This window comes from Candidatus Krumholzibacteriia bacterium (genome assembly GCA_035649275.1).
Classification (GTDB): domain Bacteria; phylum Krumholzibacteriota; class Krumholzibacteriia.
This window is the reverse complement of sequence record DASRJW010000107.1, coordinates 1-21,514: the sequence shown is the minus strand read 5'-3', so window position 1 is coordinate 21,514 and position 21,514 is coordinate 1. Positions and strand designations below refer to the sequence as shown.

At 67.0% G+C, this 21,514-nt stretch carries 16 protein-coding genes; 3 read left to right on the top strand and 13 right to left on the bottom strand.

The window, feature by feature from the left end; all coding sequences use genetic code 11:
* The 4 genes from VFE28_11555 to VFE28_11540 all read right to left on the bottom strand — a co-directional run.
* On the bottom strand, positions 1–479 hold a 479-nt coding region (locus VFE28_11555; protein HZM16628.1), incomplete at its 3' end, for a DUF72 domain-containing protein.
* A gap of 66 nt (positions 480–545) precedes the next feature.
* On the bottom strand, positions 546–842 hold the full coding sequence (locus VFE28_11550) for a GYD domain-containing protein (GenBank protein HZM16627.1): 297 nt from the start codon (positions 840–842) through the stop codon (positions 546–548).
* Positions 843–933: 91 nt separating this feature from the next.
* A complete protein-coding gene (gene dinB, locus VFE28_11545; GenBank protein ID HZM16626.1) occupies positions 934–2,151 on the bottom strand; it encodes a DNA polymerase IV in 1,218 nt (405 codons plus the stop codon).
* Positions 2,152–2,160: 9 nt separating this feature from the next.
* On the bottom strand, positions 2,161–2,412 hold the full coding sequence (locus VFE28_11540) for a hypothetical protein (GenBank protein ID HZM16625.1): 252 nt from the start codon (positions 2,410–2,412) through the stop codon (positions 2,161–2,163).
* A gap of 321 nt (positions 2,413–2,733) precedes the next feature.
* On the opposite strand from VFE28_11540, the gene VFE28_11535 reads away from it, so the two are divergent.
* From VFE28_11535 to VFE28_11525, 3 genes are all read left to right on the top strand, one after another.
* Positions 2,734–3,996 carry a hypothetical protein gene (locus VFE28_11535; protein HZM16624.1) on the top strand — a complete coding sequence of 421 codons (1,263 nt, stop codon included), beginning with the start codon at positions 2,734–2,736 and terminating at the stop codon, positions 3,994–3,996.
* A 250-nt stretch (positions 3,997–4,246) separates the two neighbouring features.
* Positions 4,247–7,540 (top strand): amidohydrolase family protein, encoded by a 3,294-nt coding sequence (locus VFE28_11530; protein ID HZM16623.1) that lies wholly within the window; start codon positions 4,247–4,249, stop codon positions 7,538–7,540.
* Entirely contained in the window at positions 7,540–8,535 is a 996-nt protein-coding gene (locus VFE28_11525; GenBank protein ID HZM16622.1) for a DUF1028 domain-containing protein, read from the top strand. The genes VFE28_11530 and VFE28_11525 overlap by 1 nt, the downstream gene beginning before the upstream one ends.
* A 6-nt stretch (positions 8,536–8,541) precedes the next feature.
* Here VFE28_11525 and VFE28_11520 read toward each other — a convergent pair whose 3' ends face one another.
* The 9 genes from VFE28_11520 to VFE28_11480 all read right to left on the bottom strand — a co-directional run.
* Positions 8,542–10,233 carry a hypothetical protein gene (locus VFE28_11520; GenBank protein ID HZM16621.1) on the bottom strand — a complete coding sequence of 564 codons (1,692 nt, stop codon included), beginning with the start codon at positions 10,231–10,233 and terminating at the stop codon, positions 8,542–8,544.
* Between the two features lie 439 nt (positions 10,234–10,672).
* Positions 10,673–11,971, bottom strand: a complete 1,299-nt coding sequence (locus tag VFE28_11515) for an ATP-binding protein (GenBank protein HZM16620.1) — start codon at positions 11,969–11,971, stop codon at positions 10,673–10,675.
* A gap of 143 nt (positions 11,972–12,114) precedes the next feature.
* Entirely contained in the window at positions 12,115–13,500 is a 1,386-nt protein-coding gene (locus tag VFE28_11510; GenBank protein ID HZM16619.1) for a sigma-54 dependent transcriptional regulator, read from the bottom strand.
* Positions 13,501–13,535: 35 nt separating this feature from the next.
* Positions 13,536–14,762, bottom strand: coding sequence for an FtsX-like permease family protein (locus tag VFE28_11505; protein ID HZM16618.1), 1,227 nt, complete (start codon positions 14,760–14,762; stop codon positions 13,536–13,538).
* A complete protein-coding gene (locus VFE28_11500) occupies positions 14,759–15,997 on the bottom strand; it encodes an FtsX-like permease family protein (protein ID HZM16617.1) in 1,239 nt (412 codons plus the stop codon). Before VFE28_11500 ends, VFE28_11505 begins: the two co-directional genes overlap by 4 nt.
* Before the next feature lie 10 nt (positions 15,998–16,007).
* On the bottom strand, positions 16,008–16,670 hold the full coding sequence (locus tag VFE28_11495; GenBank protein ID HZM16616.1) for an ABC transporter ATP-binding protein: 663 nt from the start codon (positions 16,668–16,670) through the stop codon (positions 16,008–16,010).
* A gap of 104 nt (positions 16,671–16,774) precedes the next feature.
* Positions 16,775–18,019: an efflux RND transporter periplasmic adaptor subunit gene (locus tag VFE28_11490; protein ID HZM16615.1), complete on the bottom strand. Its 1,245-nt coding sequence runs from the start codon at positions 18,017–18,019 to the stop codon at positions 16,775–16,777.
* A 1,069-nt stretch (positions 18,020–19,088) separates the two neighbouring features.
* Positions 19,089–20,048, bottom strand: a complete 960-nt coding sequence (locus VFE28_11485) for a class I SAM-dependent methyltransferase (protein HZM16614.1) — start codon at positions 20,046–20,048, stop codon at positions 19,089–19,091.
* On the bottom strand, positions 20,045–21,514 hold a 1,470-nt coding region (locus VFE28_11480; protein HZM16613.1), incomplete at its 5' end, for an amidohydrolase family protein. The genes VFE28_11480 and VFE28_11485, both read right to left, overlap by 4 nt.

Below are 21,514 nucleotides of genomic sequence, written 5' to 3'. Positions count from 1 at the left end.
TCGTGACGGAACTCCACGAACAGAGGATGTGGCGCCAGGCGCTCGCGCATTTCCGCCAGGAAACGGCGGTTCTCCTCGGTGTTCTTGAAGCCGTAGGGGAACTGCGCCAGCAGACCGCGGAGACGTCCGGCGTCGGCGAGGGGGACGAGGGCCGCACCGAAATCACGATAGAGGGCCGGATCGCGACTCCGCTGATGCGTCATGTCGCCGTGCAGCTTGACGATGAAGTGGAAGTCCGGTGGCGTGCGCTCCGCCATGCCGCCCAGGAGCTTGGCGTCAGGCACCCTGTAATAGGTGACGTTCACCTCGAGACAATCGAAGCGCTGCGCGTAGTAGGAAAGCTGCTCGGCCGGTTTCGTCCCCGCAGGGTAGAAGGGCCCCACCCAGTCCTTGAAGCTGTACCCGGAGGTGCCGACGTGTACGTCCGCCTGCTGCGCTCGTCTCTCTCCTGCGGACACGACTGCGGGCGTTTCGGGCATGGCTTCAGGTCCCAGGTGCCTTCGCAAGCGGGCCGGTCGTCGTCCAGGCTTTCCTCCACATCCGCGCTAGATCTGCTTGGTCAGCTCGACGAAGCGCGCGTAGGGAATCGCTGTCCAGGATTCGGCCTGCAGCGCGCCTCGGCAAAGAGAGATCATCGACACCTTCGCTGCCGTCTCCGCGTCCGGGGCCTCGAAGATGTCCATGAAATCGTAGGGGCCGAGGAGGGCGTAGTGATCGATCCAGCGGATGCCCGGGCACTTCTGGTCGATCTCGTCCTTCCACTCCCGTCCGATCTTCTCGCGCTTCTTCATGTCCCGCGTCACTTCCGGAGACAGCTTGGTCATGAGGACGAACGTCGGCATGACTCCTCCAAGGGCTTATCGCCATCGGACTGCGGCATGCGCCACGTCGCGATTATTCCGCACCGGCCCTACGAGTGCAACGCCACGCCGATCAACCGTCGCGACCCACTTCGGGCGGGCGGAAGGTGGGAAACTCACTGCCCCGCCGCGGGCGCTCACCCGCCTCCAGAGAGCGGGCGAGGCCGATGGCGTGCTCGCCGTACTTGGAGCGGATGCGATCCACCACGGGGCTCTTTTTCTCGGCACCGGCGGCGAAGTCGAAACGCAGCTGCCTGGCCGCTCCGGTGCCCACGAGCAACTGCAGGGAAAGACCGACGAGGCGAACGCCTCGCTCCCAGAAGCGGGTCTCCTCGAGGAGCAGGCGCGCGGTAGCGAAGATCTCCTCCGCTGTGTCCACCGCCCGCGGCAACACCCGACCATGGGTGATCGTGAAGAAGCGAGGGTCGCGCAGCTTGAGCACGAGACGCCTTCCCGCCATCTCCGCTCGCCGCGCCCGGCGGGCCACTCGCTCCGCCAGACCGCTCAGCAACGCCTCGACGACGCTGCGCTCGTAGACATCCTCTTCCAGCGTGTGCTCGTGGCCGATGGAGCGGGCATCGGCAGATTCCGAGGGCGTCACCACCCGCCAGCGATCGCGCCCCGAGGCGAGGTCGTGCAAGCTGACGCCGACGATTCCGAACTCGCGTTCCAGCGCCTCCACCGGCAAGTGCGCCACGTCTCCCACGGTGGTGCAGCCGAGGGCGTGGAGCCGCGCCGCGGTCTTTTCTCCGACCCCGAACAGCACCTGCAACGGCCGCGGCCAGAGTTTCTCCGGCACTTCGGCGCGGTGGAGCAGGGTGAGACCGCGCGGCTTGTCGAAAGCGGAGCACACCTTCGCCAGGTACTTGGAATCACTGATGCCGAGACTCGCGGTGAGCTGCAGCTCCGCTTCGATGCTCGCCATGATCCGTCGCCCCAAGGGGCGCACGTCGTCCTCGGTGACCACCTCCACATAAGCCTCGTCGATGCTGGCAGGCTCGACGCGAGGCGAGAAGCGTTCGAGCAACCGGTAGAGCCGCACCGCAGTGTGCACGTAGTGCGACGAGTTTCCCGGCACGAAAATCCCTTGCGGGCAGAGGCGCTGCGCTTCGTGCGTCGGCATACCGGCGCGCACCCCGAAGGCGCGCGCCTCGTACGACGCCGACGCTACCGCGCTACGCGTCCCCGGCGCTCCGCCCACGATCACGGGCTTGCCGCGCCAGTGCGGGTTGGCTAGCTGCTCGATGGAGGCGAAGTAAGCGTCCATGTCCACGTGGATCGCGTAACGCACGTGCCTCCTTCAGGCGTCGAGGGACGCCTTGCTCAGGATCCAGGTGAAATCGCCGCTGTGGAAGCGCAGCTCGAAATAATCGTCGTTGTCCGTGAGCACCGAGAAATGCAGCCGCCGGTGCTGCCCCTCCCGGTCTTCCCATGCCCCGGTCACCTTGGCGATGCGGAAGACGCTCTGGTTCCAGCGAAAACGGAACGGCAGCAGCTTCCCCCGCTCGAAGCGGGCCAGCACTTCGATGGGTTCCTGGATCGATTCGATCATGACCTTGAACCTCGCCTCTCGCCTGACCGGCGGGGGTGAGACATTGCTCGTCCGCCGCAGCCGTGCTTCGGCATCCAGGGACTGGGCGCCGCCACCAGCCTCGCTGGCGCGACCAGGCGCTTTCCAAGGGGGAGGGCCCCGAAAATATACTGAACATATGAGCAGTAGGTCAAGAGGCCTGGACCACCTTAGGCCTCCATCACTTATGTTCTGGAGAGAACGCTGCCGAGCGGCACTCACCCGGCGCGACCTTGGTTCCCGATCGGGCTCGAAGGCATCCGAAACTGCCGCTGCACAGAACGAGCACCCCCGGAGGCAGACATGAAACCGGCCCGCCGCACCTTCCTGATCGGAGGCGCACACAGCGGCTTCATCGGCAAGTTCCACCCGGAATTCATCTGGAAGGGACACCCGGATTTCGGCAAACGCCAGAACCCGACGCTGGAACAGCACTTGAAAACGGCGGTCCTCGCCGCCCTGGAGAAAACCGGCGTCCCTGCCTCGGCGGTGCAAAAAGGCTACGTGGGGAACTTCACTGGCGAGCTCTTCGCCAAGCAGGGGCACCTGGGCGCCGTCGTCGCCGGCGCGCACCCGGACCTCAAGTACAAACCCTTCGCGCGACTCGAAGGCGCCTGCGCTTCGGGCGGCCTGGCGCTTCTCGCCGGTGTCGATGCGCTCTCTGCTGGCTACGACGTGGTTCTCGTCTCCGGCGTCGAAGTGCAAACCACAGTCGGCGCCGCCGAGGGCGCCGACTACCTTGCCCGCGCCGCCCATTACGCCACGCAGCGTTCCTGCGATCCGTTCACGTTCCCCTGTTTGTTCGCGCGCCGCACCAAGGCCTACCGCGCCGCCTACGGCATCACCGAGGCCGACATCGCCCAGGTCGTGGTGAAGGCCTACGCCAACGCCAACAAGAACCCGCACGCTCACATGCAGGCGGTGAAGATGAGCCTGGAGAACGCCAGTCGCGCCTCCGACAAGAACCCGGCCTTCCTGGAGAACGCCGAGTTCCGCGACTTCATGAAGATCTCCGATTGTTCCCAGGTCTCCGACGGCGCTTCCGCCCTCCTCCTCGTCTCCGAGGCGGGCCTCGCCCGCGTCGGCAAGCGCCCGAGCGATGCGGTGGAGATCGTCGCCTACGGTCACGCCACCGCGCCTCTCGACGAGGTGACCGATCCCCTCGAGCTCGCCACCACGCGCGTTGCTGTCCAAGAGGCGTACCGCGACGCCGGCATCGGGCCGAAGGACGTGGGCGTCGCCGAGGTGCACGACTGCTTCAGCGTCACCGAACTCTTGATGTACGAGGCCCTGGATTTCGCCCCCAAGGGCCGTGCCATCGACCTGGTCAAAGACGGGACCACGACCCTCACGGGCCGCCTACCGGTCAACACCGGCGGCGGACTGCTCGCCTTCGGCCACCCTGTGGGCGCCACCGGCGTCAAGCAGGCGGTCGAGATCTTCAAGCAGCAGAAGGGTCGGGCCGGCGACTACCAGATGGCGCAGCGGCCGCTCTGGGGTGTCGCCGCCAACATGGGCGGCGACGACCGCACCTCCGTCGTCACGGTGTACCGCAACATCTCCTGAGGCAGGGTCCTGCACCCTGCCGCAGTCCTGCTCCCTCGCCCCAAACTTGCCGCGGTGCGGCCGCCGCGGCCCCTCGCGCGGCACACCTTCTGACCCGAGCCCGATGCGCTATATTCTCTGGGCCCTGACCCGAGAGGTGGAGCGAAGCGGGCGACGCGCTTCCCGCGCGCCGCGCTCGCCTGCGCCCACAGCGGGTCTGCGAGGCTCGAGACTCACTCCACACCTTGCACGCCAGCGCGAAAGGACACGCATGCTGCGCTTCCTCCTCCCCGCGTTCGTTCCCGCCTCGCTCGCCCTCGCGCTCGCCGCGCCAGCGCCGGCGCAGGATGCCCCCGCTGCCACAGCGAAGGAGGCGAAGAAGTGGGACGTGATGAACCCGCCGGGACCGAAGGTGGAGGTGGCGATCGACACCGACGAAGGCACCTGGATGAGCGTGGACGTGAGCCCCGACGGCAAGCAGATCGTCTTCGACCTCCTGGGTGACATCTATGTCATCCCCAGCACCGGTGGCGAAGCCAAGGCTCTCACCAGCGGCATCGCTTGGGACGAGCAGGCGCGCTTCAGCCCTGACGGCGCGCGCATCGCCTTCACCAGCGACCGCGGCGGCGGCGACAACATCTGGGTCATGCCCCGCGAGGGCGGCGAGCCGAAGGCGGTCACCCAGGAAACCTTCCGCCTGCTCAACAGCCCCACCTGGACGCCGGACGGCGAGTACATCGCCGCGCGCAAGCACTTCACCTCGACGCGCTCCGCCGGCGCCGGCGAGATCTGGCTCTACCACCGTTCCGGTGGCGAAGGCGTGCAGATGACGGAGAAACCCAACGAGCAGAAAGATCTCGGCGAACCCGCCTTCTCCCCCGACGGCCGCTACCTCTACTACAGCCAAGACGCGACGCCGGGCTCGCGCTTCGAGTACAACAAGGATCCGAACACGCAGATCTACGTCATCAAACGCCTCGATCGTCGCGATGGCCGCACCATCGTCTTCGTGAGCGGTCCGGGCGGCGCCATCCGTCCGACGCCTTCGCCCGACGGCAAGAAGCTGGCCTTCATTCGCCGCGTGCGTGGCAAGACCGTCCTCCTCCTGGCCGACGTCGACTCGGGCCACGAGCGCGCTCTCTTCGACGGCCTCGACCGCGACCTGCAGGAAACCTGGGCGATCCACGGCGTTTATCCCGGCCTGGCCTGGACGCCGGACAGCCGCGCCCTCGTCTTCTGGTGCGGCGGCAAGTTCCACCGGCTCGAGGTCGCGAGCGGCTCGGCCACCGTGATCCCCTTCCACGTGCGCGACTCGCGCACCCTGGTGGAAGCGGTGCATTCCTCTCGCGAGGTCGCCCCGGCGCGCTTCCACACCAAGATGCTGCGCTGGGTGCAGGTATCGCCACGGGGCGACAACGTCGTCTACCAGGCGCTCGGGCATCTCTACATCCGCGCCCTTCCCGACGGCAAGCCGCGCCGCCTGACGAGCCAGAACGATCACTTCGAGTTCTATCCGTCCTGGTCGCGGGACGGAAAATCCATCGTCTACGTCAGCTGGGACGACGACGAGCTCGGTGCGGTGCGCGTCGTCTCCGCCCGTGGCGGCGACGGCCGCAAGGTGACGCCCCATCCGGGCCACTTCGTCGAGCCCGTCTTCTCCCCCGACGGTCGGCGCATCGTCTACCGCGCGGTGCAGGGTGGCTCGCTGCGTTCGCCCGAGTGGTCCCACGAACCGGGTATCTACTGGGTCCCGGCGGCGGGAGGAACGCCGCAACTCGTGACCCTCGACGGTTTCACGCCGCACTTCGGCGCCGCCAACGACCGCGTCTATCTGGTGGAGGTGAAGGGGGACGACGACGACAAGCGCGAGCTCGTCAGCGTCGAGCTCGACGGCAGCGACCGCCGCGAGCACCTGAAGGGCGTCTACTTCACCGCCATGCGTGTTTCTCCCGACGACCGCTGGGTGGCCTTCGAGGAGGGTTATCGCACCTACATCGCGCCCTTCGTACCCGCCGGCAAGACCATCGAGATCGGCCCGAAGATGAAGAACCTTCCGGCCACGCGGGTGTCACGCAACGCCGGCGAGTCGCTGCACTGGTCGGGGGATGCGAAGAAGCTTTACTGGTCGCTCGGCCCCGAGCTCTTCGAGCGCGACCTCGTCCAGGCATTCACCTTCGTACCCGGCGCCCCGGAGAAGCTGCCCGAGCTGCCAGAGCACGGGCGCGACCTCGGCTTCGAGGTCGCGAGCGACGCGCCGCAGGGCAAGGTCGCCTTCACCGGCGCCCGGCTCGTGACCATGCGGGGCGACGAGGGCATCACCGACGGCGTCCTCCTCGTGGAGGGCAACCGCATCGTCGCCGTCGGCCCCAGCGCCGCGGTTCAGGTCCCCTCGGACGCCTTCGTCGTCGACGTGGCGGGCAACACCATCGTGCCGGGTTTCGTGGACGTCCACTGGCATGGGCCCATGGGACAGGATCAGATCATCCCGGAGCAGAGCTGGGTCGACTACGCCGCCCTCGCCTTCGGGGTCACCACACTGCATGATCCTTCGAACGACACCGGCGAGATCTTCGCCGCCAGCGAGCTCGCCCGCGCCGGCTCTATCGTGGCACCGCGTATCTTCTCCACCGGCACCATCCTGTACGGCGCCAAGTACGACTTCAAAGCGGAGATCGACAGCCTGCCCGATGCGCGGGCTCACCTCGAACGCCTGCGCGCCGCGGGCGCCTTCAGCGTCAAGAGCTACAACCAGCCGCGGCGCGACCAGCGCCAGCAGGTGCTGGCGGCGGCCCGCGAGCTGGGCATGCTCGTCGTCCCCGAGGGCGGCTCGCTCTTCCAGCACAACATGAACATGATCGTGGACGGGCACACCGGAATCGAGCACTCCATCCCGCTCGGGAAGGTGTACAAGGACGTGGTGCAGCTCTGGAGCGGGAGCCATGTCGCTTACACGCCCACTCTCATCGTCGGCTACGGCGGTTTGTTCGGTGAGAACTACTGGTATGGTAAGACCGATGTGTGGGCGAACCCGCGTCTCGCCAGCTTCGTGCCCCGCCGCTTGCTCGACGCCCGCGCCCGCCGCCCCGTCGTCGCGCCGCCCGAGGAGTACGGCCACATGGCCAACGCCGCAGTGGCCAAGCGTCTCCTCGACGCCGGCGTCCAGGTGCAGCTCGGTGCCCATGGCCAGCGCGAGGGTCTCGGCGCTCACTGGGAAATGTGGATGTTCGTCCAGGGCGGCATGACGCCCCTGGAAGCACTGCGCTGCGGCACGCTCCACGGCGCCCGCTACCTGGGCATGGATCGCGACATCGGCTCCCTCGAGGTGGGCAAGCTGGCGGACTTCGTCGTCCTGGAGAGGAATCCCCTCGAAGACATCCGCAACACCGACAGCGCCCGCTACACCGTGTTGAACGGCCGCGTCTACGACGCGCACACCATGGACGAGCTCGGCCGGCGCCCGCGCAAGCGCCATTCCTTCTATTTCGAGCGCACCGAGACGTCGGCGAGCCTGGAGACGTTGCTCCAGGACCAACATCGCTGCGCCGGTTGCCGGATGGAGCCGTGATGCGGAACTTCGCCCTGCAATGCTGGAGCGCCGTCCTCGGCGCCATCGTCCTCGCCCTCTTGCCCGCGCCGGCGCTCACCTCGAAGGCGGTGCCACGCGTCGCTACCTTCTCCATCGTCGGCCACGACCCCGAAACCGGCGACCTCGGCATCGCGGTGCAGTCCAAGTTCTTCGCCGTCGGTTCCGTGGTGCCCTGGGCACGAGCCGGTGTCGGCGCCATCGCCACCCAGTCTTTCGCCAACACGACCTACGGTCCTCGTGGTCTCGAGCTGCTTGGCCGCGGCCTCGAGCCGCAAGCAGTGTTGGATTCCCTCGTCGCCGGCGACGCGCAGCGCGACCAGCGTCAGGTGGGCATCGTCGACGCCCGCGGCCGGAGCGTGGCGTACACCGGCAAGAGCTGCTCGCCGTGGGCCGGGCACGTGAGCGGCGACCACTTCACCGCTCAGGGCAACATCCTGGTGGGGAAGGAAACGGTGGAAGCCATGGCGGCCGCCTTCCGCAGTACACCGGGATCGTTGGGCGACAAGTTGATGCGAGCCCTCGAAGAAGGGCAGAAGGCGGGCGGCGATTCACGCGGCCAGCAGTCGGCGGCCCTCCTCATCGTCCGCGCCGGCGCGGGCTACGGCGGTTACAACGACCGCTACTGCGACCTGCGCGTCGACGACCACAAGGAGCCCATCCGCGAGCTGCGCCGCATCTACGACATCTGGAACGGCGTAGCCCTGGTGCAAGAGGGTTACACGGCATGCGAGTCAAAGAACTGGGAGAAGGCTTTCGGCCTCGGCGAAAAGGCCATCGCCCTGCACCCGAACGAGGGCGAGCCCTACTACCACTTGGCGTGCTACCACTCCAAGGCGGGGCATCGCGACAAGGCCCTGGAGATACTGGCGCAGGCGGTGCAGCGCGACCCCTCCCTCGGCGCCCGCGCCCGCACCGACACCGATTTCGAACCGCTGTGGAAGGACACCCAGTTCCTCGCCACCACGGGGAAGTGAGCCCGCTCAGAACCGCGACGAAGTGAGCTCCACGTCGGCACCGCCCCAGGCGGCGCGGAAACGCTGCTCCAAGGCGGCAGCCTCCTCCGTGCGTCCCTGCGCCAGCAGGCTCTTCCACACCCCGAACAAAGCGAAGCCGTTGCCGCGGTTCTCGCGTAGGTCCTCCCAGTAGACGATCTCCGCTTCCTCCGGACGTCCCGCTTCGAGAAGGATCGCCCCGAGAGTGTGGCGCACCGGGTAGTACCAGTCGGGCGGTTCGTTGTAGGTGAGGCCGTCCTCGAGACGCACCGCCCGGTCCAGCGCCGTCACCGCCTCGTCCCAGCGGCGTTCCTTCGCCGCGATCTCGCCGCGCAGCACCAGCCGGGCGATGCCGAGGAGATGCGCGGCGTTGCTGTAACCGACCGGCGCCTTCGCACTCTCCGGCGCGTCCGCGATCTTCGCGAGCGCCGCCAGCTCACGCCGGGCCTCGGACAGCTTGCCTTGGTGCGTGAGGGCCATGCCCCGGGCGTAGCGCCAGATGCCGGAGCAGTAGGGCGTCGACTCCCGCGGCGCCGGTTCCGCCAGCACCGCTTCCCACATGGCGAAGCGCACCATGACGAAGAGCGGCATGCTGAGGAAGGTCTCGTAGAGTCCCCAGTCATTGCCGTGCAGGTCTTCGGGAATCCGGCCGGCCACTTTGCGTGCTTCGGCGAAGGCCTGCTTGCTCCGGCCCTGCATGAGTGCCGCCCAGGCGATGAAGTGCACGTTGTGCGGGTAGTAGCTGAGTGGATAGAACCCCTGGACGCGGCACTGCGAGATGTAGCCTTCGTCGGCCTTGGCGGCGATAACGTTGCAGTCGTAAGCATCCACGTAGCGACCGAGCCGCATGTAGATGTGCCCAGGCATGTGCACGAGATGGCCGGCTTGCGGCGCCAGCTTGAGCAAGGTGTCCGCCGCCTTCTCGCCGCGCTGCGGATCCACCGCCTCCACCGCATGGATGTAGTAGTGCAACCCGCCTTCGTGCTCCGGATCCTGGGCCAGCACGCCCTCGAGAACCCGGAGCATCTCCAGCGTATTTTCCCGCGGCTGGCCGTCCGGGGTCCAGTAGTTCCACGGCGACAGCTCCATGAGCGACGCGGCGAACAGCGTCCCCGCGTCCGTGTCCGCCGGATCCTTCTCGTGCACGGCGCGCATGGCGGTGGCATAGGCCTGGTCGAGGGGCGCCCGCTCCGCTCCCGGATCCTTGACGTAGCGCTTGGCCAGCGCTTCGATGTAGTCGCGTTCCCGTGCCGACACCTTGTCCATCCGCGCCAGGGCCATCTGGATGGCCTCGTACGCCTGGGGCACGGCGTCCTTCTGCATCGGCATGTTGATGTTCGGCCCCAGCACCAGCGCCCAGCCCCAGTAAGCCATGGCGCAGTCGGGATCGAGGCGCGCCGCCTCCTTGAAGGCACGCATCGCTTCGGCATGGTTGAAGGCGTAGGTGAGCTTCATCCCCTGGTCGAAGAACAACTGGGCGCGCTCGACCTTCGTCGTCACTTCGTGGTGGTGCGTCCCCACCCCTTCCAGCACCGGGGCCATCTGCCCTGCTGCCAGTCGCGGGTCCGCCTGCGCGGCGCGAGGGTCGCGCGCGTCCCCGTGCTGGGCCCATGCCATGGAAGTCCACGAGACCACGAATGCAACCGCAGCCCAGGGCCGCGAAGCCCATGCACGCCTCATCGTCTGTCTCCTCGGGGTGAACGGCACCGAAGCTCGCTCCTCGTTCGCCTGCAAACGTCGCTCATTCTAGCAAACTCCTACCTTCGCCGAACCACATCGATGTCGAGAACGCCATACTCCGGCACGGAAACTACGACGAACTCATAGACCGAGTCACCATCCTTGAATGAGCAATGAACTGGACCGCGCGCCAACGCCTGGCCCATGTTGTAGTGCCCCGCTCCACGATAGGGGATGTATCGATAGCGCCCAGCGCTGCGAGGGTAGTCCGGCTCCTCGAAACAGCCGACGGGGAGACTATCAAATGAAAACTCGAGGATCATGGCTCGACACAGCCCACCATCCGCGCCTCTCGTGGTACTCGCGCCACCACTTCTCCAAGGTTCAGGCGCTGGTGGAGCTTTCGTTCCCCCTTGGTTGCCACGTTCCAGCCAGGATTCTAGAGCGTGGACCGATGCGGGGAAGTGACGAAGAAGAGGCTGAATCGCGTCGGTTCTCCCGGGCTCGATTCGAGGGCGTACTCGAAGCCGTGGGCTTCCAGGATCTCGCGCACCACCGTGAGGCCGATTCCCTGGCCGTTCTCTTTGGTGGTGAAGAACGGTGCGAAGAGTTGGCGCGCCACCTCCGGCGTGAACCCGGGGCCGCTGTCCTCGATGCTGAGGTAACGCCCTCCGTCCGGGCCCGACGAATCGGACCCCGTGCGCAGCGTGATGGTGCCCTCCCTGCCGATGGCCTCCATGGCGTTCCGCAGCACGTTGACCAGAACCTGCTCCATCTGCGGCCCGTCGCAATGGACCACGAGCTCTTCCATGCCGAAGCGGGTCTCGAGGCGGATGCGCCGCTCCGAAGCCTCACGCTCCAGCAGGCGGACGAGGCCGCGGAGCAGCACCTGCAGATCCTGGGGCTCGCGGGCCGGCGGCGGGATGCGCACCACATCGGCGAAGCCGCGCATGAACTGGTTCATGTGCGAGGTGCGCTTCGTCGCCACCTCCAGAGCGGTCTCGAACTCGCGACGATCCGCTGCCGTGAGCTGCACCCCGTAGCTCCGGCAGGACTGCAGGAGGGAGTTCACCGCTCCCGTGGTGTTGTTCACCTCGTGGGACATCATGCGGATGAGCTTGTCATAGGCGGCCTTCTCCGAACGGCGCAGCTCTTCGGTCAGTTCCTCCAGGAAGATGAAACGGCGCTGGAAACCGCGGTCGAAGAATTCTCCCTTCTGGCATTTGACGCGCCGGCGGCCGCGGAGGACGAGCACGCTGGGCGCGCCCACCGGCAACTCCGCCAAGGCGAGTGCGAACGGTGAGCCCAGCTCCGCCAAGGATTGGCCCACCAGCGCCTCCGGGGCGAGGCCGAGCATGGACGCCGCCGCCGGATTGGCCGCCGCGATGCGATCGTCGAAGTCGAAGGTGATCACGCCCGAAGGAGTGCCGGCGAGCACACGGCTCAGGAAGTGCTCCTGTTCCTCGTTGCGGACGCGCTCCTCCCGCAGTCGATCCGCCATCCGGTTGTAGACCAGCGCCAGGGCGTCGAGCTCGACCTGACCGGTGGTGCGGAAGCGGGTGGCGAAGTCACCATCCTCGAGCAACTCGACGCCCGAGCGCAGCAACCGGATCGGGTCGGCGAGGCCGCGGACGAGACGCCGACCCAGGAGTACCGAAAGCAGGAAGAAGACCTCGACGGCGAGCAACCAAGGCCGATGGTGGCGGAGGAGCCCGATGGCGACCACAGCGAACGCCACGTGGATGGCCGCCAGGTAGAGGAAGAAACCAGTCTGAAGGCTTGGGCCGGTTCGACGTCGCGGCGGCTTCTCGCCCCCGTGCAGGCCGCTAGCGCTCTCTGGCTCTGCCGCGGCAGCGCTGCGCCCCTTCGACGGCCAAAGCCTCACGTGCGGATCCCGTACTTCTCGAGTCGCCGATAGAGCGCCGCCCGGCTCATGCCCAGCGCCTCGGCCACGCGGCTCACATTCCCGCCATGATGGCGGAGGCTCTTCAGGATCATCGCCCGCTCGATTTCCTCCAGCGTCATGCTGCCGACGGCCGGGAGGCTCTCGACCGACTTGCCCTCGCTCTCGGCGAGAAATGCGTCCATCTCCCGCACTTGCAGGAAGTGTCGCGGCTCGAGAGGCATCTCGTCGCTCAGCAACGCCGCACGCTCCAGATGCTGCCGGAGCTGCCTGACGTTGCCGGGCCAGTCGGCGGCCTGCAGCCAAGCCAGCGCGTCTTCGCCGAGCAGCAGATCTTTGCGCCCGTGGATACGGCCGATCTCGGCGAGCAGATGTGCGGCGAGGAGAGGGATGTCGCCCCGGCGTTCTGCCAGCGAGGGCAGGTGCGCGCCGATCAGATTCACGCGGTAGAGCAAGTCCTCACGAAAACGTCCCGCCGCTACTGCGGCAGCCAGGTCGCGGTTCGTCGCCGCCACGACACGCACGTCGAGAATGCGCGTCTCGCTCGTCCCCAGCACTTCGTAACCGCGGTCCTGCAGCACGCGCAGCAGCTTCACCTGGCAGCCCGGATCGAGCTCGCCGATCTCGTCGAGAAAGATGGTGCCGCGGCTCGCCGCGGCGAACCGACCCTCGCGATCGCGGTGGGCATCGGTGAAGGCACCGCGCACATGGCCGAACATCTCGCTCTCGAAGAGCGCCGGCGGGATGCCACCGAGATTCACCTTCACCAGCGGGCCGGCGTGGCGCTTGCTGTTGCGGTGGATGATCTCCGCGATCACTTCCTTGCCCGTGCCGCTTTCTCCCGTCACCAATACCGAAGCGTCGGTGCCGCTCACGCGGCAGACGAGGTCGAGGACGCGCAGGAAAGCCGGGTCGCGGCCGACGACGCCACGGAGGTCGTACTTGGCCTCCAGCCTCTCGCGGCTCGCTGTTCCAGTGCGCGCCGCCTCCGACGCCTCGGCGAGACCGAGCGCCGTCTGCACCGACTGGAGAATCTGCTCGTTGCTCCACGGTTTGGTGATGAAGTCGGCGGCGCCGGTTTTCATGCCCTCCACGGCGAGGGCGATGGAGCCCCAGGCGGTGATGAGGATCACCGGCACGTCGGGCCGCCGCGCCTTGAGCTGGCGCAGCAGCTCCAGGCCCTCCTCGCCGCTCGTGCGGCGGGAGAAGTTCATGTCCTGGAGGACGAGGCGCACTTCGGGGCGTGTCACCTGCGCCAGTGCCTCTGCCGGCGTCGCCGCTGCCAGCGTCGTGTGCCCCGCCTGGCGCAGGAGCAGCCCGAGAGACGCGGTCACCGAATAGTCGTCGTCGATGACGAGGATCATCGTCTGCACGGATCCTTGCTTCCTGGGCGCCGCCCTCACTCGTAATGCAGGGCTTCCGCGGGGTGCACCCGCGTCGCGAGCCAGCTGGGATACAGGCCGCAGAGGACGACCAAGGTATAGAGGATCAGGAGCGAACCGACAATGCCCACAGCGTACACCTGCCAGCCCACCCAGCCGGCGATGCCGAGCAGCGGCGCCTGCAGGAACACCAGCGCGCCCAGGAGCACCGCCAGCGTGGTGAGCGCCAGGAGCTCGCCCAGGATCTGCAGGCGCACACCGGAAGCCGTGGCGCCCATGGCCCGGCGCAGACCGAGCTCGCGGGTGCGGCGCGTCACGTTGAGCCACAGCACGCCCATGAGACCCATGGCGACCATGACCAGGAGGAACGCCGCCGCCGTCCCCCCGATGAGGAGCGGCATGAGGCGCGAGCGGAGCGCATCATGACGCTTGGAGGCCATGGAGCGCACGTCGAAGGCCCAATCCGGTGCCAGCTCGTGCATCCGGCGGGAAAGCGTCTCCTCGAACGCCGCCGTCGTGCCGGGACGGGTGCGGATCAGCAGGCGGTCCGGTGGCCATTGCTTCGCGCCGACGCGCACCGGGGTGAAGGAGACGAGCGGCGAAGCCGACAGCTCGCCGTCCCGCCGGTAGTCCGAGATCACGCCGATCACGCGGTAGTCCGGTTCGCCCTCGTCACGCGCCTGGGGCTGGCCAGCGTCATCGAAGCGCGGCAAGGACTGGCCCACTGGGCTCCTCTCTCCGAAGAACGCCTTGGCCATGTCGCGATTGATCACCAGAGGCACCCAGTCTTGATTCTCGTCACCGGGAACGAACCAGTGCCCGTCGACGAGATCCAAGCGCAGCACCTCGGGTGCCTCCTGCCCGGCGACGCCGAAGAGCATGTCCAGGTCGCGCCCGAGCACCTTCATCGACCAGCTGGACGTGCTGCCGGAGTACGGGACATTGTTCATGAGGGCTGCGGCTTCGACGCCTTCCAGGGCGCGCGCTTCCTGCTGCAACCTGAGGAGGCGTTCCCACACCGCCTGTCGCTCCTGCTCGCTGACGGTCTGGTATTCGCCGAAGTCCATGCGCACGCGCCAGACATCGTGCCAGTCGAACCCGAGCGGCTTGCGCGCGTTGTGGACGAAGTAAGCGATCGTCGTGCACACCATGCAGAGCACCAGGAAGGACACGAGAATCTCTCCCAGCACCAGACCCTGGGAGCGCTTCCGGTTCCAGATGAGGCGGAAGAGGTGGGCGATCATCGTGTCTCTCCTCTCAAGGCGGCCACCGGGTGCAACCGGGCCATCCGCCAGGCGGGATAGGCACCGGAGAAGCAGCCGAAGAAAACGGCGAGCCCGAATCCGTAACCGAAGACGCGCAGGTTCAAATGCAGGTCCGCATGCGGGATCAAGCCGCTGCCGTTGATCCAGCCCAGCACCAGCACCGCGCCGAGGAGACCGATGGCACCGCCGACCAAACAGAGGACGACGTTCTCGAAAACGAATTGCCCGACCAGATGGGCCGACGAGGCGCCGAAGGCCTTGCGCACGCCGATCTCGGACGAGCGTTCGAAGATCCGGCTCACATTGATATTCACCAGGTTGATCGCCGGGAGGAGCATGAAGAGGAGGGCCCCGCCCGCGATGATCCCGGAGACGCGGACCGTGGCCGGCTTCTCCGGTTCGGAGTAGACCACCTGGCGCGCGAGCTCTTGGAACCGCGTCATGGGCACGCCGCGGATCACCTTGAATTGGTCGCTGGGCAACTCGACTCGTTGCAACCGGGAAGCGAACTCGGCGCGGATGGCCGGAAAATCCCGGCGGCTGCGGGCGAGCAGCAGCCCCATGAAGGCACCGCGCAGCTGCTCCCTATAGTTGGGGATGCGGTTGGTGCTCACCGGCACCCAGAGGTCGGCGGTGGCAGCGAGCCGATAGTGCGGAACATCCCGCACCACGCCCACCACCCGATAGTGGGTCCCGCCGGCGTCCAACATCTGCCCCAGGGCGGGGGCGTCGCCGAAGTACTTGCGCCGCGTGCTTTCTGTGATGACCGCGACCTGGTTGGCACCCTTCTCGTCCTCGGCGCCATAGGGCGCTCCCTCGACGAACTGAAAATCGAGCACCTGCCAATACTCGTCGTCGGCGTAGCGCAGCTTGGAAAGGATCTTTTCACCGTTCACGAAGCCGTTCACGTCTTGCGGCTCCGAGACGATGGCCATGCGCTCGACCCCGGGCAAGTCGCGCACGTAGCGGTCGAGGAAGCCGTACCCGGCGCCGCCGTTGGAGCGGCTCTCGTCCCCTTCGAGGGAGATGTAGGCGACATTGAGAATGCGCGGCAGCCGGCTCTCCGGCGCCATGGGGGCGAGGAGATGATCGATGATCGCCGCCACCACCATGAGCACGACGAGGGTGAAGCCGATGCCGAACAGGCTGATGCAGGTGAACACCTTGCGCCGCCAGAGGACCTTCAGAGCCAGCTTCGTGGTGTGCGACCACATGGCAACCTCCTCAAGCCACTTGCCGGCCGTCGAAGAGCCGGATGGTGCGGTCCGTGCGCGCGGCGAGCCGGGGATCGTGGGTCACCATGACGATCGTCGTGCCCTCGCGATGCAATCCGTCGAGGATCTGGACGATCTCGTCGCCCATCTGGCTGTCCAGGTTGCCCGTGGGCTCGTCGGCCAGCAGCAGCTTCGGCCGGCCGACGATGGCGCGAGCGATGGCGACCCGCTGCTGCTGCCCGCCCGAGAGCTGAGTGGGAAAGTGGTGCAGCCGCGCCCCCAGGCCCACGCGTTCCAGCGCCTGCCGGGCGGCGGCGCGGCGCGACGTTGCGAGGCCGCGGCGGTAGAGAAGCGGCAACTCGACGTTGTCGAGCACGTCGAGATCGCTGATGAGGTGGAAGGTCTGGAAGATGAAACCGATGGACTCGTTGCGCAGCCGGGCGAGGGCGGCGTCGCCGTAGCGCTGCACCGGCCGTCCGTCCAGCTCCACCGTGCCGGCCGAGGGCGCGTCCAGGAGCCCCATGATGTTCAGCATCGTGCTCTTGCCGCAACCCGAAGGCCCCATGACCGCGAGGAACTCGCCGTCGCGCACTTCGAGCCGGATGTCGTTCAGCGCCACGGTTTCGATGCGCTCGGTACGGTACACCTTGCTCACGCCGTCCAGCCGCAGCATCGTCGCTGTGCCTGGCGCCACCGCCGTACTGCGATCCATTCCCGTTTGCATCATCACTGCTTCTACCTCCTGCGCGCCGATCAGCGTCTTCTGCTTCACGCACCTCAGCGCAGTTTGACTTCCTTGACGTGGGCGTACTCCGACATGTCGGAGATCACCACCTCGTCACCTTCGGCGAGCCCTTCCAGGATCTCTTGCTGGGCGAAGTTGGCGATGCCGAGCCGCACCGGGGTGCGGACGGCGGCGTCGCCGCGGACGACGAAGAGCACGTCGCCAGCACCAAGACGCACCACCGGACCGCGGGCGACGCAGAGCGTGCCCTCCGTCCGCGCCGTGACCAGGTGCACGTCGACGCGGCGGTTGGGCCGCAGCCCCGCATGCGTTCGTTGCATGAGGTCCACCAGGACCGTGATCGTCCCGTTCTCCACTTCCGGGAGGATGCGAGACACCTGCCCGTCCAGGATCGTGTCGCCGAGAGCGACCCGTGCCGCCATGCCGGTGGCGAGGCTCGTGGCGCGCACGTCGGGCACTCGGGTCTCGATGCGGAAGGAGCCGAGGTCCGCGACGCGGGCGATCACGTCACCGCGGTGCACGCTCGCCCCCTCGTCCTGCAGCACGTAGGTGAGGACGCCGTCCCGGTCGGCCCGGGCGGTGGCGAGTTCGAGCAGCCGGGCGGCTTCGTCCCGTTCCTTGCCGAGGATGCTGCGCTCCAGCTCCAGCTTGTGCAGTCGGGCCGCCGACGCCCGCCCCGTTTGCTGCACGTTTTCCTCCAGGCGTCGCAGCTCGAGTCGCGCTTTCTCCAATTCCATCTGCGCCGCCCTCAGGTCGTTCCCCGAGACGATGCCCTTATCGAACAGAGCCTGGTTGCGCTCGACGGTGAGGCTGGCGCTTTCCACCTCCAGCTTGCGGATGTCACGCTGCGCCTGCAGATCCGTCAGGGTCTGACGGGTGGCGATGCTCTCGCTCTGGCTCTCGACGTGCTTGAGCGCGATCTGTTCGCCCAGCTTTTCCAGCGCTAGCGTGGCCTCGCCTACATCGAGGCGCACCAGCGCCTGGCCTTGCTGGACCGCAGTGCCGGGCGGTACGAGCACCTCGAGCAGCCGCGTGTCGAGGGGTGAGGAAAGCACTTGCTCGTGCTCGGGAACCACCGTCCCCGAGGCGGTCACCGTCGCTTCCAAGGGTCCGCGGGCGACGACGGCGGTGCGGATCCCTTGGCGCCGCACCGACGGGCGCGCCCAACCAGCGAGGAGTAACGCCAGGACGGCGAGGCCGAGGACGACACCAACCACCCGTAGGGCGAGACGCAGTCGCCGGCTCCGGCGCACTCGTGGATCGATCGGGCGGTCCATGGCTATCCTCCCGAGGCCTGCTCAGCAATCCTCGTGCGCACATGGAATCGACTGCAGTCATGTCAGTTGACACTGCCAGGTGGGGGTTCGAGTGCGCGCTCCCGGACACACTGTCCGCTATCGAACAGAAGGCGGCTCGGCGGATGTAACAGTGCGGCTGCTGTGCCCGTCTGCAAGTTCGACTCGCTGCCAGTCCCTCGGAGAAGAACATGCGGCTTTGTAGATGGGTTGCCTTAGGTGTCGCCACTGCAACGCTCGGCGCCTTCTCCGAGCTCGGCGCGGCTACGGACAGCCCGTCCCGACTTCGTCAAAACGCTGCGGCTCTACTCGGAGGAGTACGACAAGCGCCGTGCCGAGAGCACCTACTTCGCCTGGAAGGGCCTCGACCCCCGGCTCCCTCACCATCATCGTCCGCAAGGCACATCAGGCCGGCCCAGGGCGGATGCCATTCGCGGCCAAGTCCCTTGACAGGATGACAGGGGGTAGGTACTTTACCAGGTGAAGTACTTTGCTATGTAAACAAAACGGACCCGCTAATGAAGAAATGGCTTGGTCGAATTGGCCGTGCCGGGGTGATGGGTCTGGCCTGGGCTGCGGCATGGGTACCAGTTGGTTCGCTAGCTGGGTGGCTGATGGTGGGTGAGTTGGAGCCTGAGTGGATCGGGGGACCGTTGTACGCGGGTTTCCTCTGCGGTGCGATGTTCTCCGCAGTGGCGGGGATTGCAGACGGCCGTCGCGGACTCGATGAGATGTCATTTCCCCGGTCCGGCGCCCGGGGCGCGGTGAGTGGTCTGCTGGTGGGAGCGCTTTGGCTCGCTCTCGTGTTGTTAAGTAACCCGCCGCAGTGGTTGCTCGAAGGTGCAGTAGTCGTTTCCTTGACTATTCTGAGCGGAGTCTCGGGAGTTGGCTCGGCGTTGCTCGCCAGAATCTGGAGAGAGCGTTGATCTCTCCGTCTGGACCGGTTCGAAACTCGGAGCACCTCGCGCGCCCACATGAGGGCATGGGCGTGAGCGACGCTTGACGGGATGTCCACATCGATACAAGCGGCCTCACAGCATGGAGCAGGGCTTTATCCTGCCCGACCCTCGCGCTTTCGAATGACCAGATTGGTCAGATCCGGTGTGAAGGCAGTGAGCGGTACGCGCCCGAGACGGACGGCCCATGGGTACAAGAGGGCCTCGAACAGATCTCGTTTCCGGTTGCACCCTGCCGGCCGGCAACGGATGTGCCGGTCATGACCGGCGCGGACATTGAGGCATTCCCAGGGGAGGCCCTCCAGGTATCCCGTGATTTCCCAGTAGGTCGCGCCCCAGGCCCCGGCTTCCTCCATCTCTCGCGGACCGCCCGAAGGTGGCTCGCTCCCCAGCCTCCCCTTCCGGAACGCGTGACGGAAAGCCCACTCGGAGCCGGGCCGCGTCCACGGGATCCACCAGAGCTGCGTCGTGTGCTGATCCACCGGAATGAGACGATTCGGCGTGTCGTTGATGAACAGGTGCCCGCGCGGCCGCAACATCTCGAACAATGTGCGCAGGATCCGCCGGCGCAACCCGTGCCGCGTCAGCGGCACATGCTCGAGCACGCCATTCAGGAGCACGAGATCGAGAGCGAGTCCCTCCATCTCCTGCTGCAGATCCGCCACGTCGACACCAGCCACGAAGCGCACCCGGGCGGCGAGACCGTGCTCTTCCAGCCGGCGTTTGCAGATCTCCACTCGTTTCGCATCGATGTCGAAGGCAAGCACCTGGGGACAACGTTCCGCGAGCGCCACCGTCGTCGCCCCGGTGCCGCAACCGAAGTCGAGGACCGTCTGGCGCTCCAGGGTGCCACAGTGGAATTCGATCTCCGGGACGGTCTTGGTGGCGAATTCCACCAGCCGGCTTCCGGGACCACCCAGATTCGCCGCCAGATAGAGAGGTCGATTCGGCCAGGAAGCCTTCTCCTGGGCGAGTTCGGTGATGAGTTGTTCGAACTCCTTCGAGTACTGAAAGCTCCGCACCACGCCCGTCCCGAGTCGAGTGTGGTCGCTCACGACGCCGGGCGCCAGCCCTGGCCGCGCACCACCCGGCCCGGCTTGGCACCGGTGTGCTCCCCGCCGGCCAGGACCTGGACGCCGTTGACGAAGACGTGGCGCATCCCCGTCGCATATTGGTGCGGCTTTTCGAAGGTGGCGTGATCGGCGATGCTCGCCGGGTCGAACACCACGATGTCGGCGAGGAAGCCGGGCTGCAAGCTGCCGCGGCGGCGGAGACCGAGGTTCGCCGCTGGCAGCGCCGTCAAGCGGCGGATCGCTGCCTCCAGCGGCACCACCTTCTCGTCGCGCACGTACTTCCCGAGCAGGCGAGCGAAGTTGCCGTAGGCCCGCGGGTGCGGATTGGAGAGAAGGAAGACGCCCTCGTTCGCCGGCGCCGCTTCGTCCGAACCGAAGCTCACCCAGGACAGCGCCAGTTCCTGGCGCACGTTCTCCTCCGACATCAGGAAGTAGATGGTGCCGACGCGGCTGTCGTCCTCGACCACGAGATCCATGGCGGTTTCTTCCGGCGACTTGCCTCGCGCCGCCGCCACCTCGGCAAGCGTCTTGCCGGTGAGGGGCTTGAGCGCGTCGTTCTTGAATGCCACGAGCAGCATCTGCTCCGGTCCCGCGGCGAGGAAGAAGTTCTCCCAGGCATCGGTGGGCGTCAGCATCTCCCGCCCGATGCGCGCCCGCAGCGCCGGATCGCGAAGGCGAGCCACCCAGGCCTTGTGCCCTCCCTCTTTGGTCCAAGGCGGCATGGCAGCGTCGAGACCCGTGGCACCCGCGGTGTAGGTGTACATGTCGGCGGTGAGACGGAGCCCCTCGGCACGACCTTTCTCCAGCCGCTGCACCACTTCGTCGAGCTTCCCCCAGTTCTCCCGGCCCGCTGCCTTCAAGTGGTAGATCTCGGCGGGAACATGGGCCTCGCGCGCGATGCGTATGATCTCGTCCACCGCTTCCAGCAAGCGGTTCCCCTCGCTCCGCAAGTGCGAGATGTACATGCCGCCGGACTCCCCGGCCGCCTGCGCCAGGGCCACGAGTTCCTCCGTCTTGGCGTAGAAGGCCGGGGCATAGATGAGCGACGAACCCACTCCCAGAGCACCTTCGCGCATCGCTTGTCGCACCAGTTCCTGCATGGTCACGAGCTCCGCCGGCGTGGGCGGCCGGTCCTCGTGTCCCAGGACATGGATGCGCACCGTCGTCGCGCCGACGAAGGAGGCCACGTTGGGCGAGATGCCGCGCTGCACCAGAGACTCCAGGTATTCGCCCAGCGTCGTCCAGGTCACGTCGTACTTGATATCCCCCTGCTCCTCCACGACCTCCTTCTTCATCGTCTCGTTCAGCGGTCCCATGGACCAGCCCTCGCCGAAGATCTCGAGCGTCACGCCTTGACGGATGTCGCTCTGGGCTCTGCCGTCGGCGATGAGCGACTCCGTGGCCCAGCTCAGCATGTTGATGAAGCCCGGAGCCACGGCGAGACCGCG

What these genes read in the sequence shown, in the direction of transcription:
- VFE28_11520 (HZM16621.1), bottom strand. Translation starts at nt 10,233, where the DNA reads ATGAGGCGTGCATGGGCTTCGCGGCCCTGGGCTGCGGTTGCATTCGTG.
- VFE28_11530 (HZM16623.1), top strand. Translation starts at nt 4,247, where the DNA reads ATGCTGCGCTTCCTCCTCCCCGCGTTCGTTCCCGCCTCGCTCGCCCTC.
- VFE28_11540 (HZM16625.1), bottom strand. Translation starts at nt 2,412, where the DNA reads ATGATCGAATCGATCCAGGAACCCATCGAAGTGCTGGCCCGCTTCGAG.
- VFE28_11525 (HZM16622.1), top strand. Translation starts at nt 7,540, where the DNA reads ATGCGGAACTTCGCCCTGCAATGCTGGAGCGCCGTCCTCGGCGCCATC.
- VFE28_11535 (HZM16624.1), top strand. Translation starts at nt 2,734, where the DNA reads ATGAAACCGGCCCGCCGCACCTTCCTGATCGGAGGCGCACACAGCGGC.
- VFE28_11490 (HZM16615.1), bottom strand. Translation starts at nt 18,019, where the DNA reads ATGGACCGCCCGATCGATCCACGAGTGCGCCGGAGCCGGCGACTGCGT.
- VFE28_11505 (HZM16618.1), bottom strand. Translation starts at nt 14,762, where the DNA reads ATGATCGCCCACCTCTTCCGCCTCATCTGGAACCGGAAGCGCTCCCAG.
- VFE28_11510 (HZM16619.1), bottom strand. Translation starts at nt 13,500, where the DNA reads ATGATCCTCGTCATCGACGACGACTATTCGGTGACCGCGTCTCTCGGG.
- VFE28_11500 (HZM16617.1), bottom strand. Translation starts at nt 15,997, where the DNA reads ATGTGGTCGCACACCACGAAGCTGGCTCTGAAGGTCCTCTGGCGGCGC.
- VFE28_11550 (HZM16627.1), bottom strand. Translation starts at nt 842, where the DNA reads ATGCCGACGTTCGTCCTCATGACCAAGCTGTCTCCGGAAGTGACGCGG.
- VFE28_11495 (HZM16616.1), bottom strand. Translation starts at nt 16,670, where the DNA reads ATGCTGCGGCTGGACGGCGTGAGCAAGGTGTACCGTACCGAGCGCATC.